This is a genomic window from Desulfobulbus elongatus DSM 2908 (assembly GCF_000621145.1).
GTDB classification, from domain to species: domain Bacteria; phylum Desulfobacterota; class Desulfobulbia; order Desulfobulbales; family Desulfobulbaceae; genus Desulfobulbus; species Desulfobulbus elongatus.
Genome location: NZ_JHZB01000005.1, coordinates 168,518 through 184,085, shown reverse-complemented (window position 1 = coordinate 184,085; position 15,568 = coordinate 168,518). Strand labels below are relative to the sequence as shown.

The 15,568-nt window shown below is 63.2% G+C and carries 12 protein-coding genes; 2 read left to right on the top strand and 10 right to left on the bottom strand.

Annotated elements, in window-relative coordinates; translation table 11 throughout:
- The 7 genes from Q362_RS19120 to acs form a co-directional block, all read right to left on the bottom strand.
- On the bottom strand, window positions 1-618 hold a 618-nt coding region (locus Q362_RS19120), incomplete at its 3' end, for a winged helix-turn-helix domain-containing protein (protein ID WP_035215544.1).
- An 18-nt stretch (window positions 619-636) separates the two neighbouring features.
- The gene (locus Q362_RS0104620) at window positions 637-2,046 is read right to left on the bottom strand and encodes a phytoene desaturase family protein (RefSeq protein WP_028317735.1); all 1,410 of its coding nucleotides are present in this window, start codon (window positions 2,044-2,046) and stop codon (window positions 637-639) included.
- An 81-nt stretch (window positions 2,047-2,127) separates the two neighbouring features.
- Complete coding sequence (locus Q362_RS0104615; RefSeq protein ID WP_028317734.1) at window positions 2,128-3,504, bottom strand: phytoene desaturase family protein; 1,377 nt, start codon at window positions 3,502-3,504, stop codon at window positions 2,128-2,130.
- Between the two features lie 66 nt (window positions 3,505-3,570).
- On the bottom strand, window positions 3,571-3,822 hold the full coding sequence (locus Q362_RS0104610; RefSeq protein WP_028317733.1) for an acyl carrier protein: 252 nt from the start codon (window positions 3,820-3,822) through the stop codon (window positions 3,571-3,573).
- A gap of 76 nt (window positions 3,823-3,898) precedes the next feature.
- Window positions 3,899-5,149 carry a beta-ketoacyl-[acyl-carrier-protein] synthase family protein gene (locus Q362_RS0104605; protein WP_028317732.1) on the bottom strand — a complete coding sequence of 417 codons (1,251 nt, stop codon included), beginning with the start codon at window positions 5,147-5,149 and terminating at the stop codon, window positions 3,899-3,901.
- Window positions 5,150-5,165: 16 nt separating this feature from the next.
- On the bottom strand, window positions 5,166-7,814 hold the full coding sequence (alaS, locus tag Q362_RS0104600; protein WP_028317731.1) for an alanine--tRNA ligase: 2,649 nt from the start codon (window positions 7,812-7,814) through the stop codon (window positions 5,166-5,168).
- 274 nt (window positions 7,815-8,088) lie between these two features.
- A complete protein-coding gene (acs, locus tag Q362_RS0104595) occupies window positions 8,089-10,074 on the bottom strand; it encodes an acetate--CoA ligase (protein WP_028317730.1) in 1,986 nt (661 codons plus the stop codon).
- Window positions 10,075-10,590: 516 nt separating this feature from the next.
- On the opposite strand from acs, the gene Q362_RS0104590 reads away from it, so the two are divergent.
- Window positions 10,591-10,818, top strand: coding sequence for a YgaP family membrane protein (locus Q362_RS0104590; RefSeq protein ID WP_028317729.1), 228 nt, complete (start codon window positions 10,591-10,593; stop codon window positions 10,816-10,818).
- A 22-nt stretch (window positions 10,819-10,840) separates the two neighbouring features.
- On the opposite strand, the gene Q362_RS19115 is transcribed toward Q362_RS0104590, so the two are convergent.
- Together Q362_RS19115 and Q362_RS0104580 are read right to left on the bottom strand one after the other, a co-directional pair.
- Window positions 10,841-12,235: an MFS transporter gene (locus Q362_RS19115; RefSeq protein WP_051553653.1), complete on the bottom strand. Its 1,395-nt coding sequence runs from the start codon at window positions 12,233-12,235 to the stop codon at window positions 10,841-10,843.
- A 200-nt stretch (window positions 12,236-12,435) separates the two neighbouring features.
- Entirely contained in the window at window positions 12,436-13,503 is a 1,068-nt protein-coding gene (locus Q362_RS0104580) for an iron-containing alcohol dehydrogenase family protein (protein WP_028317728.1), read from the bottom strand.
- 185 nt (window positions 13,504-13,688) lie between these two features.
- On the opposite strand from Q362_RS0104580, the gene Q362_RS0104575 reads away from it, so the two are divergent.
- The gene (locus Q362_RS0104575; protein ID WP_028317727.1) at window positions 13,689-14,573 is read left to right on the top strand and encodes a DUF2971 domain-containing protein; all 885 of its coding nucleotides are present in this window, start codon (window positions 13,689-13,691) and stop codon (window positions 14,571-14,573) included.
- Between the two features lie 26 nt (window positions 14,574-14,599).
- Here the strand turns inward: Q362_RS0104575 and Q362_RS0104570 are convergent, their stop codons facing one another.
- Window positions 14,600-15,466: a PfkB family carbohydrate kinase gene (locus Q362_RS0104570; RefSeq protein ID WP_028317726.1), complete on the bottom strand. Its 867-nt coding sequence runs from the start codon at window positions 15,464-15,466 to the stop codon at window positions 14,600-14,602.
- Between the last annotated feature and the right edge of the window lie 102 nt (window positions 15,467-15,568).

Below are 15,568 nucleotides of genomic sequence, written 5' to 3'. Positions count from 1 at the left end.
GCATGTTTTGACCGGTGCCGGTTTGTCTTGATCGGCTTGGCGTGCCGTACCGAGTGCATGCTCCCGGAAACATGGCTTTTTCAACGGGCTGCTAATACCTTCAATCATAAAATCAAACTCATGACAAAGTGCAGCAAACAACAAAATTACCCCTTGTTCATTGATTGGCTCATAAACAATACCGCGAACGCCTAGGATGCCGCCGGTCTCATGGATTTGAATATTTTCTATCTGTTTGAAGCCTTCTTTTGGCGAAATATTTTCTTCTGAGATGGTCGTTTCAATCCCCTGTAATGTGGCTAAACCATCATCAGGATCTTTCTGCGTTTGCTCATAATAACGAACGCGTTCTTGACCCGTCTCGGTAATTTTCCAAACACCTCGCTCTGAGCCATCTAACTGATGTTTACGTTTGAGATATTCGCGAGCCCAAGCCGTCTTATTCTTCCACTTTAAAACACCACTTTTATACTCTTCGAATTCTTCAGGAAAATCTTCGGGATTGAGCCCCATGATATTTTCTACTTCCGGATAAACCACGCTCGGTTTCGCTTTTCCACCAAGCTTAATCAAAGCCTTGAGTAATGGAATCTCGTAATCCATGAAGTAGAGGCCCATAATCTCCCTCAGCTCACATCAGCCCCGCAAATAGCCGTCCACATCGTTGGCCACGATCACCCCGTAGTTGATGGCCCCCAGCCAGCCGCTCATGATGATGCCCACCGAGCCGACGTGAAACAGGCCGCCGATCTCCTTGTGCAGGGAGCGGGAAATATCGAGGCCCTCGAACTTGGTGCCGAACGAACTGCCCTTGGTGTGGAGGGTATAGCGGTGAAAGGTGCGCGGGGTGGCCGACTCCACCGTATCCACCTTGGCGCGGATACCGGGAAGATAGCGTTCCAAGTCGGTGAAGCAGCGCTCGACCATCGCCTCCTTGGCAGCCCGGTAGGCGGCCTGGTCGAGACCGGCCCAGTCGTCGTAGTCGGCGTTCATCGAGGCGACGATGGTGTGGTCCGGCGGGTTCTGCGGCCGGGTCTTCGGGTAGTAGAGGGAAAAGGTACGGCTTCTGGTGTCCATCCGCCGCATCTCCTCGGAGGAAAACTCTTCTGCCGTGGAGGTGAACAGCAGATCGCCGATATCGGGGATGGTCTCGCCCCTGCGGATGCCGAAATAGACCTGGCAACTCGAATTGTTGACCCGCACCTTGCCGAACCGGCCGATGAAATCGGAGGCGAACTGAGCCCGGCCCACGAGCTTGTCGATGGTGTTGGTGACCCCGGCATTGGAGACCACGGCCCGGGCCCTGATTTCCCGGCCCTTGGCCGCCACGCCGACGGTTATCCCCTTTTCCACCAGGATGCGGTTCACCTGGACGCCGGTGCAGATGTCGACCCCCTTGTCCCGCAGCTCGTCGGCCATCAGGCCGATCAGCCTGTCGGTGCCGCCCTCGAAGGTGTAGACGCCCCGGTTCATGAAGTTGGAGAAGACGATGCCGTAGGTGATGGCCGGCTCGTCCAGGGTGGAGCCGTTGGCATAGGTGATCGGCTCCATCAGCAGCCGGTGGACGTCGCTGCGGCCGGGGAAGAACCGGTCGAACAGCTCGCGGGTGGTCATCTGCTGGTCGTCGTAGAAGTTCATCGCGTCGACGGTGGCGAAGAACTCGTCGACCACGGTCTTGCGTATGCCGAAGCGCTCCTGCAGGATGCGGATGAAATCCTCCTTGCTGAAGGTGGTACGCAGGGAGAACTGGGGGTTGTCGAAGACGATGTTCTTCAGTTGGACGATGGCATCGCGGATGGCCCGGCCCCAGTATTTCCGGCAGGTTTTGACCATGCCGTAGGGAAAGCCGTGCAGGGAGACGTCGAAGATGTGGCCGCCGCGCTTGAACCAGGTGGCGAGGCCGCCGAGCTGGATGTGATGTTCCAGGAGCAGGACCGAATGACCGGCCGCGGCCAGCCGGTTGGCGCAGGTCAGGCCGCCGAGGCCGGAACCGACCACGATGGCGTCATAGTGGGACTGCACCTGATCCAGTGGCGTGTACTGCATTGCGCTCCGTTTCGTGGGTAGGCATGAAACCAGCGTTTTCCAACGCACCGCGGGCCGTGCCGCGGCCTGCCCTGAACAAGGCTAACGGAGAACGTGCTGGTTGACGATGGTGATCCCGCTCAGCATCGCCCCGACGATGCCGAGATAGCCCTGGTCGGTGCCGGCGATGAACAGGTTGGCCCAGGGCGTCGCGCCGGTTCTGATCTTGATCCCGCTGCCATAGACCGCGCCCTCGGCCTTGCGGGTGAATCGCTCGATGGTCACCGGCGTGAAGCTGTCCTGATATACAATGGATGGCCGATAATTCCCAACGATTTCCTCGCTGGCGATGACGGCGGCCTGCGTCCACCGCTCCTTGACCGGACCGTAGGCTTCGGCGGCAAGCCCGTGCCATCGGGGATAGCTGGCCGTGTTGGTGACCCGGATCTGCGCCGGGTCCTCCGGCGGCAGGCCGGAAAAATTGCCGGGAAAGCAGATCACGCCCCAGGAGGTGTCGAGGTAGTCCTCGGGCCGCCGGTAGTCGAGCCGGGGGCCGTTGTGGTAGAAGACGATGGTGCGCCCCTGGGCGAGCGAGGCGGCATTGGCGCGGGGAACGAACGAGATGGTTTCCATGAAGCTCATCCGGCCGGCGTACCGGGTCCGGTCGCCCTGCCAGCCGGAGAGCCGCATGGTTTCCGGGATGCCGGCCGTGGACAGGACCGTGTCGGCACTCAGCACCTCGCCGTCCTCCAGACGCACGCCCACCACCCGCTCGCCGTCGGTCTCGATGGCCGCCACCGGGCTGCGGTAGCGGAGCTCGCCGCCGAACTCGCGGTACTGCCGTACCAGCAGGTCGAGGAATTCGCGCATGGTTCCGCCGGGCCGGAAAAAGCCCTCCTCGAATACGGCCCGGAACATGATCACGAACTGGCCGAGGTCCATGTCGTGCTCCTCGGCGTTGCCGTAGATCATCAACGGCAAGAGGAGCATGTCTTCCAGGAGCGGATGACGCAGGTGTTCGGCGAGAAACTGCCGGGCGGACCGCCAGGGCGCGGCGGCAAAGGGATCGCAGGCCGCGATCGCCTCTTTGAGTTGCCGGAACCGGTCGACGGCCTCGGGAAACTCGCGGTCGATCGCCGCCTCCAGCAGGGCGGAATCGTTGCCAAAGCGCAACGATCGCCCGGCAAACCGGATCTCCGAGCCGAGCTGTTCGTGGAACTCGAACCGTTTGCGGGAGAGGTGCAACTGGCGGAACAACCGGTTGAGCGGGGCCTGCTTGGCGCCGGGCGGCGCGAAGTTGGTCATGGCGTGCAGCCCGGTTTCCAGGAGCCGCCCCTGGCGGAGATAGTAGGAGTTGAGGCCGCCGGGAAGGGTGTGCTGTTCGAGGATCAGCGTTTTGAGGCCGAAACGGGCGGCCCGGATACCGGCCGCGATTCCCGACAAGCCGCCTCCGATGATGAGGAGCTGATATGCAGCCATGGGGCGGGCACGAACAATGGCAACGGAACGAGCCTCGCCGGACGCCAAGAGCGCCGGCTCAGGCCATCAGACGTTTTGCAGTTTGGGTTCCAGATAGTTGACGCAACTGGTCAGGGTGGCGAGCTGCGGATACTCGTCCTCCGGAATTTGCAGTTTGTAGCGTTTGCGCAGCTCCATGACGATGTCGAGAAAATCCATGGAATCAAGGTCCAACTGGTCCCGCAGGGGGGCATCGGCATCGAGGCTGGCAAAATCGGCTTCTTCGTCAATGTCGGCTATGATTTCAAGGAGAACGTCCTTGATCTCGTCACGGCTCATGCTTCGGTTCCTCTATGTAAAATAACAAATACGCGCAGCAGCTTGGCGAAAGTTGAGAGCAATACCACAGCTCTCCTCAGTCCGCCACAAATCTCTCGACGATCACCACCGAATTTATCCCCAGCATGCCGAACGAATTGTTGAGGATGGCGTCCACCCGGTCGAGCTGTTTGGGGGTGTTGGCCACCAGGCCGGGCAGGTCGCATTCCGGATCGAGGTTGTCCAGATTGATGGTGGGATGGACCCGATTATCGGTGAAGGAGGGCAGATTGCCGGCCAGTTCGAGCACCCCGGCGGCGCCCATGGCATGGCCGATGCTCGACTTGGTGTTGTTGATCCAGGTGTTGGCGCAGCCGGCGAAGGTGGCGCGCAGGGCGGTGCACTCCTCGACGTCGCCCTGCCTGGTGCCGGTGGCATGGGTGTTGACGATGGTGATGTCCGCCGGTTGCAGACCCGCGCGGGCCAGCGCCGCCTCCATGCACTGCTGTTGCCGGGGGCCATAGGGCAGGACGAAATCGCGGGCATCCGAATTCATGGCGTAGCCGGTCAGTTCACCGTAAATGGCGGCGCCGCGCGCCAGGGCCCGGTCCAGCCGCTCCAGGGTGAAGACGCAGCCACCCTCCGAGATGACGATGCCGTTGCGGTCGCGGTCAAAGGGCCGGCTCGCCCTGGTCGGCTCCTCGTGTTCCGCCAGGGCGCCCTGGGCACGGAAGGAGGCGAAGATGCCGAAGGAACCGACGCACTCGGAAACGCCGCCGCAGAGCGCCAGCTCGACCTCGCCCAGGCGGAGCATCTGCATCCCCTGAATCAGGGCGGCGTTGCCGGCGGCGCAGGCCGCGCCGATGGAGTAGTGCGGCCCGGTGATGCCGAGGTTCATGGTGATCTCGCCGGCCGGATTGTTCAGGACCGTGCGGGGATTGTGGTGGTGGGTCCAGTAGTTGACGTCGTAGCCGTACTGGCCGATATTGTAGACTTCGTTCTCGGTTTCCACGGTGCCGTGCTCGGTCAGCCCGATGTAGACGCCGGTGGCGGCGCGGTCGTAGGTGGAAAAATCGATGCCGGCGTCGGCCAGGGCCTCGTTGGCGCAGTAGACGCCGATGCAGCCGGCACGGGTCCCCCGGCTGTTTTCCCGCTTCTTGCGGTACCGGGTTTCGGCGAACCGGCAGATGCCGGCCGGATGCACGCCCATGTAGCGCAGGTCGATGGTGGCGATCCCGCTGACCCCGGCCAGGAGATTGGCACGGAATTCGGCCAGGTTGGCGGCGCCCGGCGCGGTCAGGCCGACGCCGGTGATGACGATTCGTTGATTATCAGGAAGGTAAGGCATGATACGATGGTGCGGCTCAGACGCGGGCCAGTCCTTTGATGATGCTGGCCACGCTGGTGATGGCCTCGTCGAGTTTGTCGGGCATGGGCCCGCCGGCCTGGGCCATGTCGGGCCGGCCGCCGCCCTTGCCGCCGACGATGGCAGCCACCCGGTTGACCAGATCGCCGGCCTTGATCCGGCCGGTCAGATCCTTGCTCACCATGGCCAACAGCGCGGCCTTGCCCTCGAACTCGCCGCCGAGCACAATGATGCCGTGCGGCATCCGGTCGCGGATCTTGTCGCCGATCTCGCGCAGGGTCTTGGGGGAATCGAGCGGCACCCGGCTGGCCACCACCGGCATGGCATCGATCTCGACGCTCGCTGCCAGCAATTGGTCGAGGTCGGACAGGGCCATGGAGGCGTTGAGGGCGGCGATCTGCTTTTCCAGTTCCTTCTGCCGCTTGAGCAGCCCCTGGATCTTGTCGACCGCGCCTTCGATCGGGCCGGAAATCACCGCGCTGATCGAGGCTGCCTGCCGGGCCAGCTCCTGCACCCAGTGGACGGCTGCCGCCCCGGTGACCGCCTCGATCCGGCGAACGCCGGCGGCGATGCCGGTTTCCATCACGATCTTGAACAGGCCGATGTCGCCGGTCATGCGGGCATGGGTGCCGCCGCACAACTCCTTGCTGAACCCGCCGATGCTCACCACCCGCACCTCTTCGCCGTACTTTTCGCCGAACAGGGCGGTGGCACCCTCGGCGATGGCCTGCTCGCGCCCGAGCAGGGTCGTGGTCACCGGGATGTTTTTGCGGATCTCCGCGTTGACCAACTGCTCGATGGTGCAGATTTCTCCGTGGGTCAGCGGCGAGAAATGGGTAAAATCGAAGCGCAGGCGGTTGTGGTCGACCGCCGATCCGGCCTGCTTGACGTGGTCGCCCAGCACCTTTTTCATCGCCGCCTGGAGGAGATGGGTGGCGGTGTGGTTGAGCGCGGTGTCGCCACGCCGTTCGGCCACGGTCAATTCAACCCGGGTGCCGACGGCCAGGGTTCCCTGCACCAACTGGCCCTCGTGCAGGATGAGTCCCTCCACCGGGGCAAAGGTCTTGTCCACCACGAAGCGGCCGTCCGGCCAGGCGATCTCGCCCCGGTCGCCGATCTGGCCGCCCGATTCGGCATAAAAGGGAGTCTGGGCGCAGAACAGGCGCAGGGTTTCGCCCTCCTGGGCCTCGGTCACCAGTTGCCCGGCCGCGTTGACGATGCCGTCGACGGTCGAGACGCCCTGGGTGGCGCCGTAACCGATGAACTCGGCTTTCTTGCCCCGGCTGCCCAACTCGATGATGCCGGCTTCGAGGTGCTCGACATCGCTGCCCTTCCACGACTTGCGCGACTGCTCGCGCTGCTGTTCCATGGCCCTGGTGAAGCCGGGCTCGTCAAAGGCCACCCCGCGCTCGATGGCGACATCGCGGACGATGTCCACCGGAAAGCCGTAGGTATCGTAGAGCTTGAAGATGAATTCGCCCGGAATGACCGCCCGGTCGCCGGCCTCTTTCCTCAGCCGCCGGATTTCCTGGTCGAGCTTGTTGAGGCCATGATCCAGGGTCTCGCCGAAACGCTCCTCCTCGTTGCTCACCACCTTGGCCAGCAGTTCGCGGGTAGTGGCGAGATGGGGGTAGGCATGCTGCATCTCCTCGGTCACCAGGGCGCAGACGCCGGGGAAAAAGGAGGTCAGCCCCAGGGCGCGGCCGTAGCGAATGGCCCGCCGCATGATCCGGCGCAGGACATAGCCCCGGCCTTCGTTCGAGGGCAGGACGCCATCGGCCACGAGGAAGGTGGTGGCCCGGGCGTGGTCGGCGATGACCCGCATGGAGACATCGTCCGCCCTGTCGGCGTGGTACTGCTTGCCCGCGAGGTTGGCCACGTAGTCGATGATCGGGGTGAACAGGTCGCAGTCGTAGTTGTTGGTCTTGCCCTGGAGCACCGCCGCCACCCGCTCCAGTCCCATGCCGGTGTCGATGGAGGGCCTGGGCAACGGTGTCATGACGCCGTTCTCGTCGCGGTAGAACTGCATGAACACAAGGTTCCACAGTTCGAGGAAGCGGTCGCAGTCGCAGCCCAGGGCGCAGTCCGGCCGGCCGCAGCCCACTTCTGGCCCCTGGTCGATGTGGATTTCGGAACAGGGACCGCAGGGACCGGTGTCGCCCATGGCCCAGAAATTGTCCTTCTCGCCCATGCGGATGATCCGTCCCTTGGGCAGGGTGTCGACCTGTTCCCAGATGCCGTAAGCCTCGTCGTCGTCGGTGTAGACCGTGACCCACAGGTCCTTGGGGTCGATTCTCAGTTTTTCGGTCAGGAATTCCCAGGCATAGGCGATGGCTTCCTTCTTGAAGTAATCGCCGAAGGAGAAGTTGCCCAGCATTTCGAAGAAGGTGTGATGGCGGGCGGTATAGCCGACGTTTTCGAGATCGTTGTGCTTGCCGCCGGCCCGGACGCTGGCCTGGGCGGTGGTGGCCCGGACATAGGGGCGGGTCTCCTCGCCCATGAACACCTTCTTGAACTGAACCATGCCCGAGTTGACAAAAAGCAGGGTGGGATCGTCGTTGGGCACCAGGGAGGATGCGGGGACCCGGGTGTGCCCCTTGCTCTCGAAGAACTCCAGGAATGATTGGCGAATATCGTTACCGGTCATTGCGTCGTCAGGCGTTGATTTTTCTGGGATGGCCCATCCGGTCCGGCTCGGGCCATCGCCCATGGCGCGAACAGGCGCACCACAACACGCGGAAGCGGGCATTCTCACCGCAAAGGAGTTTATGATACCATGAAATGAAATGTTGCAAAGAAAAAACGACAACCGGTCACATCGATAACCCGACAGGCGGGATGCCGGGGCATCCCGCCTGTCGGTTGCGGGTGGCGCGCGGTCGGCTCGGACCACGCGGTGGTGGACAGGTCAGGAAATCCGATCAGCCCATCTGCTTTTTGGTCTCGACCAGCTGTTCGACCACGGTCGGATCGGCCAGGGTCGAGGTGTCGCCGAAATCGGCGAAATCGTTGGCCGCGATCTTGCGCAAAATCCGCCGCATGATCTTGCCCGACCGGGTCTTGGGCAGTCCCGGCGCCCACTGGATGACGTCGGGGGTGGCGATGGGCCCGATCTCCTTGCGCACGTGCTGGCGCAGCTCGGCCCGCAACTCCTCGCTCTCCTCGGCCCAGGACATCAGGGTGACGTAGGCGAAGATCGCCTGCCCCTTGATCGGATGCGGCATGCCGACCGCCGCCGCCTCGGCCACCGCTTCGTGAGCCACCAGAGCGGACTCGATCTCCGCCGTGCCGAGGCGATGCCCGGACACGTTGATGACGTCGTCGAGCCGGCCCATGATCCAGAAATAGCCGTCCTCGTCGCGGCGGGCGCCGTCCTCGGGATCGTAGGTGTCCGGATAGCGGCCGAAATAGCCCTTTTTATATCGCTCCGGATTGCCGAACACGCCGCGGAGCATGCCTGGCCACGGTTTGCGGATGACCAGGTGGCCGCCCTCGTTGGCCCTGGCCTCCTTGCCCTCCTCGTTGTAGATGGCCGCATCGATGCCGGGCAGGGGCAGGCTCGCCGAGCCGGGCTTGAGCGGCGTCACGTACGGCAGCGGCGAAATCATGATGCCGCCGGTTTCGGTCTGCCACCAGGTGTCGACGATGGGCAGCTTCTCCTTGCCGATGTTGATGTAGTACCACATCCAGGCCTCGGGGTTGATGGGCTCGCCCACCGAACCGAGGATGCGCAGGCTGGACAGATCCCATTTCCGGGTCGGCTCGACGCCTTCCCGCATGAGCGCACGGATGGCGGTCGGCGCGGTGTAGAAGATGTTGACCTTGAATTTTTCGACGAGCTTCCAGAAGCGGTCCGGGCCCGGATAGTTGGGCACGCCTTCGAACATGAGCGCGGTGGCGCCCAGTCCCAGCGGCCCGTAGAGGATGTAGCTGTGCCCGGTGATCCAGCCGAGGTCGGCGGTGCACCAGTAGACATCGTCGTCTTTCAAGTCGAACACCCACTGGGCGGTGTGCATGGCATAGGTCAGGTAGCCGCCGGTGGTGTGGACCACGCCCTTGGGCTTGCCGGTGGAGCCGGAGGTGTAGAGGATGAAGAGCATGTCCTCGGCATCCATGGATTCGGGCGGGCACGACGACGAAATATCGGCGGCGCTCACCTCCCGATGCCACCAGCAATCGCGGCCCTCCTTCATCTCGATGTCGATGCCGGCCCGCCGGACCACCACGCAGGTCTCGACGCTGGGGCAGGTCTGCAACGCTTCGTCGGCGTTGACTTTCAGAGGGATGGCCTTGCCACCACGCAACACGGCATCGGCCGTGATCAGCACTTTGGCGTGGCAGTCCTCGATCCGGCTCTGGAGGGCCACGGCGGAAAATCCGCCGAACACCACCGAATGGACCGCGCCGAGCCGGGCGCAGGCCAGGAGCGAAATGGCCAGCTCGGGCACCATGGGCAGATAGATGGCCACCCGGTCACCCTTTTTCACGCCCTTTTTCTTGAGCACGTTGGCGAACCGGCAGACCTCATCGTGCAGCATCTGATAGGTGTAGATGCGGACATCCTCCTCCGGCTCTCCCTGCCAGATGATGGCGGCCTTGTTGCGCCGGCCGTCGGTGAGATGGCGGTCCAGGCAGTTGGCGGAGATATTGAGCCGGCCGCCCTGGAACCACTTGACCTCGGGAACGGACAGGTCGTACTCCAGCACCTTGTCCCATTTTTTGTCCCAGGTGACCAACTCCTCCGCCCGTTTGGCCCAGAAACCCTCTGGGTCCTCCATGGAGTGCGCATACGCCTTCCTATACTCGTCCATCGACTTGACCCAGGCCTGTGCACGTCCCTTTTCCGGTGGCTGGAATACTTTGCCCTCGGCCAACAAACTGGTGATTTTGTCTTCCATTGCACTCATAGGATTCCCCCCTCAACGTAAAGCCTTGTGTCACAACCCATGCCCATCCGCATCGAACCGACGCGGACCGGCACGGCCAGCCTCCTTTGGAAGTGCAGCCACCGGCCACCACTGCCGGCGGCACAACGACAACGGCCCGAACCGCCGGCGCCCGGACGGCTTCGGGCAGCACTCCAAAATTGAATATGTACAGAAGTTTTGCAAAAAAAGAAAACGATTACCGAGCGTCAATCCGACGGAAATGCATTTTCCCTGAGAAAGAGACTCACTTTCGGCTCCATCGAGCGACATGCATCAGCGCGATCGGATGTCGGCATCAATTTCCCTGCTGTTTCGGGACGATACCCGGCCACCGTTCGGCAGGCCGCATGCGCTCCGCGCCGATATTTGTCCGGACAAACGATTGACGGAACGCCAGGCATCCCTTACCACTATGTCCAAACAGCAATCCGTCGCCGCGCAGGGCCCGTATCAACCGTATCCGGCCCGCCGGCGCTTCACCCGAAGGAGGGTTCCATGGTTGTCAACGACTGGATTCATGCATTCGCCGGTTCCTTCATTCTCATTTCCCTGGCCCTGGGCGTCGACAGCTCGGCCAATCCCCTGTTCCTCAGCCGGTACTGGCTGCTGCTCACCGCCTTTGTCGGCGCCAATCTCCTGCAGTTCGGCTTCAGCAAATTCTGCCCGCTGGGACTGATCCTGAAAAAACTGGGCGTGCCGGAAACCAGGGAACCCGGGGCCTGAACCAGCCGCCGCCTGTGCCGCCTCAACCGCGCCGGGTCCGAGACCGGCCGCGGATCAATCGCGGCAGACAGCAGAGGGAAACCAGCGCCAGCCCGGCGAGCAAATAGGGCGGGAAACAGCCCATTACGAACTTGAAGGCCTGGTCGGCGATGAGGTCCGGCGGCCAATCGGGATGAACGCCGGCCTGGCTGCGCCTGAACAGTTGGATCACGCCGGCATAGGCCAGGCCGATGATGCCGTAGGCCGCGTTGAACACCAGTCCCTTGAAGCTCAGCACCGTGGCCCGTTGCTGCGAGTCGGTGAGAGCGTTGAGGTAGTGGCTGGTGAAATAACTGGTCATGGTCAGGCCGATGAAGACCAGCATCATCGGCAATGCCCCATAATAGGGGATGAAAAGGGGCAGGAGCAGCAACGCCGTCAGCGCGATCAGCCCCACCAGCAAGGCGTTGGTGCCCGGCGAAAAACGCTCGGCCATCACTCGGGCCAGCCGGGGGATGAACAGACCGATCACCGCCGCCGCCGACCCCAACAACCCGAAGCTGGCCTCGGGCAGACCGACCAGGCGGTAGTACTCGCTGGTCAGGGTGGCGAGCATCCGCAGGGTGTGGTCAAAAACCGTGGCGAAAAGAATGACGGCCAGGACCAGGGGCGTGCCCAGAATCCACCTGCCGGCCCGGACAATCAGACGCGGTGCTTCCCACAAAGCGGCCGACTCGGTCCGGGACCGGAATCGCCCCGCCCCGCTCCGGGGTTCCCGCATCCGCGCGGTGGTTGCCAGCGCCAGCAGGCCGAACACCAGGGTCAGATAAAGGGGGTAGCGCATGGTGGCCTGCAAGGTGACGGCCGTGCCGGGCGCCATCCATCCGAGCACCCGATTGACCATGTCGGGATCGTAGACCATGGCTCCGATGGTCATGGCAAAGATGTAGCCGACACTCTGGGCGCGCATCTGCACCTCCAGGACCCTGGGCCAGGCGGCGGCCTGCCCGTGGGCGACCAGGGTATCGTAGGCCAGGGCCTCGTCGGCGCCGCTGGCCATGGCCTCGGCCAGGCCGCTGAGCACCCTGTTGCCCAGAAACGCCCAGAAAATGACCTGCGGATTGCCCAGCGGCACGAAGGCGATGAGCGCCGTTTCGGCGACCATCAAGAGGGAGGTGGCGATCAGCAGCAACCGTCTGCCCAGAAGATCGGCCAGGGCGCCGGACGGGACCTCGGCCAGCACGATGGTGACGGCCCAGACGGTGTTGAGCACGGCGAACTGCTCCAGGCTCAGGCCGTAATCGAGAAAGAGGACGGTGAAGACCGGATAGTAGAACCGGGCGTTGAACAGGACGCGAAAAACGATGAACAGGCGGATGTTGGGTACGGCATAGGGCGAAGAAACGGGTCCCGCCGGTCGTGTTGCCCCTTGTGCCAATGAACGCTCCCCTTCTCCTCCGTGTTCTCTCCCGCCGTCCCGCTCGCCGCCGCCGGTCACCCCCGCGCGCAACGCAGCCACGGCCCCCAACAAAAGAACCCCGGCCGTTGCAGTCCCCAACGGGACGAAACGGACGGGGTTGCACTGCCCTACGCCGCCTGTCGTCCGCGTCGGTCAACGCGACCCAGGCGCCGGCCCCCTCACATCCTGCGATACAGCTCCAGCACCCGCTCCTTGGTCATGACCTGCTGCCAGTCCTTGCCGAAGCAGTTCTCCCACAGCGGCGCCAGGCCCAGGGCCACGTTGGCCATGGTGTCCATGGCCTGGTCGTCGAGGTTGGCGGTCAGGTTGCGCGGCAGATGGATATCGTGCTTTTCCATCATCCGGCGGAATTCCCTGACTCCTGCCGGATAGACATCCTCCAGGTAGTCGAAGGTGATGCAGCAGCCGATGCCGTGGTGGGTGCCGAGCACGAAGGACAGCCCGTAGGAGAGGGCGTGGCAGGCGCCGACCTGGGAATAGGCGATGGACATGCCGCCGAAGTAGGAGGCCATCATCAGCTTGTCGTCCTTGTCGGGGTGGTCGTCGAGGAAGACCTGGCGGCAGAGTTCGATCGATTTTTCCCCGTAGGCCCGGCTGAATTCGTTTAAGTAGGTGCCATGGAGGGATTCGACATCGTGGATGTAGCAGTCCATGCCGGTGTAGAACCACTGATTCTTGGGCACGCCGGCCAGCAGTTCGGGGTCGAGCACGATCTGGTCGTAGAGGGTGTAGTCGGAGTTGATGCCCAATTTCTTGACCGGCCCGGTGAGCACGGTGGTGCGGGAGATCTCGGCGCCGGTGCCGGCCAGGGTCGGCACGGCCGCGTGGTACACCGCCGGATTCTTGATCAGATCCCAGCCCTGGTAATCGGCGGCCGAACCGGGGTTGTTGAGCAAAAGCGAGATCGCCTTGGCGATGTCCATGGTCGCGCCGCCGCCGATGCCGATAATGCCGTCCGGCTTGCGCGGGCTGTAGGCCCGGATCTGGGCGACCAACTGGTCGATGTAGCCGGTCTTGGGCTCGTCGTCGACATTGACCGGCAAGAGCAGATCGCCCTGCTCCAGGGGCAGGCGGCCTTCGAGGGGCTTGCCCTTGAACACGTCGTCGAGGACGAACACCATGAAGGACTCGGGCGTCAGCCGGTTGGGTTTGAGGATATCGCCCAGTTGATTGAAACAACCGCGGCCGAAAACGATACGGGGGACTATTTTGAAATTTCTGTACATCGGATATGGTACCAGGTGAAGGAAGGACGACTTGGCCGGCAGGACACGAACCGATGGGCGCGGGGCCATGCCGGAGGCGAAGAACAAATGTTCCATCTGTACCAGATGGCGGGCCAAATCTCAAGAATGATGTCGGCATTCCGGCCGGAGCGGACGCTTCGGCCGCGCCGGCGCCGGGAAAAGCGATGAAGGAAATCGAGCTGCTGACCAGGGAACTGTACGCCGACATCCCCCAGGGCACCCTTTACCATTACACCACGTTCAGCGGCCTGCTCGGCATTGTCAAAAGCCGGGCGCTCTGGGCCAGCGACATCCGCTACATGAACGATTCCGCCGAGTTGCGACATACAGCCGACCTGATCGCCGCCGAAGTGCGCGAGCGGATCGACAGCGGCCATGCCAACTCCGGCCTGCTGTCCCTGTTCGTCGACTGGGTCGCGCACCGGATCACCAACGGCCGCATGCTGTTCGGCGCTTCCTTCCGCTCGCACGGCAACCTGCTGAGCCAGTGGCGGGGCTACAGTTCGCCGGGCAAGGGGGTCAGCCTGGGGTTCTGTCCCGAATACATCGGCTGCTGCGCCCAGCGGCAGCGGTTCATGATCGGCAAGTGCATCTACGAGCCGGCGCGGCAGCGGGCCCTGATCCGCCAGGTGATCGACGCGGTGGAGACGCTGGCCGCCGGGCTCAGTTGCGAGGACCTGCCGGCCGGAGAGCGGAGCGCCGGCTACCGGTCGGCCTTCACAGCCATGGAAACCGACCTGCTGCGGATCGCCGCCATCCTCAAGCATCCGTCGTTCCGCGAAGAAAAGGAGTGGCGCGTCGTCTCGCCGGTGTTCGCCAACAGCGCCGAATCCCCGGTCCTCTTCCGCGAGGGGCACGCCATGCTGGTGCCCTACATCGAATTCGATCTCAGCCTGGACGGCAGGCCGCTGGCCATGGACCACCTCTACCTGGGCCCCACGGCCAATATCAATATCTCGATGAATTCGCTCAAGATGTTCCTGGAGCGCAACGGCATCGTCCCCCAGCGCGGCATCGATTACTGCCAGATTCCGTTCCGGCAGCGGTAGACGCCGTCCCGGTGAAGACGCGCCGGTCAGATGAATTTTTCCTGCTCGATCCAGGCGCGGGTACCCAGCGAGGCGCAGGCCAGGCTGGCCACCTCGCCGGCCCGTTCGAGGCTTAAGAGAAAATCGTTTTCCAGGATGTAATGGCAGAAGGCGCCGTGGAAGATGTCGCCGGCGCCCAGCGTGTCCATCACCTTGACCGCCATCACCGGCACCTCGCTCGATTCGCCGCCGGTGTGGACCAGGATCGGCTCGCCGTCCCTGGTGATGGCGATATGCTCGATGCCGAAGCCGCACAGGCTGGCGATGACGCTGTCCGCGCCGGTGCAGCCCGGCGGGCGGAAGACACGGGAGCAGATGGCGTAATCGACCAGGGGCAGCAAGGCTTCCAGCCCCTCCTTCCAACTGCCGCCGTCAAGGACCACCGGGATGCGCATCGACCTGGCCCAGGCGGCCAGCTGCACCGCTTGCGGCAGATAGTAGCCGTCGAGCATGAGGATGTCGGCATACTCCAAAGTGGTTTCGTTGACGCAGTCCTGGCGGAGTTTGCGCAGATCGGTGTTGGAGTACACCACGCTGCGTTCGCCATTGGCCAGATCGACGATGATGGCGGACAAAACCGGCGGCCGGCGGGGCTGGTCGGTGCTGTCGACCAGATGCACCTTGTGGTCGGCCAGATCCGCCTTGGCGACATGGGCCAGGGGATGCTGCCCCAGTGCGGTGATCAGCGAGGCCTCGTTGCCGAAGGCGGCGAAGGTGACGGCGGCGTTGGTCGCCGGTCCGCCGGCATAGACCAGTTGCCGCTCGGCCTTCAGTTTCTGGTTGCGTTCGAGATGATGGGGCACATAGTAGACGATATCGGCTGTCGCCAAACCGAGGAAGACACCTGTGCGCATGGGCTCTGTTCACGGCGGTGAAGGGGATCTGTGCAGGATTCGGGTTCCGAATGATAATCGGAATCGAGGCAAAGGGAAGACCTTCCCGGGAAAAAAACGAGT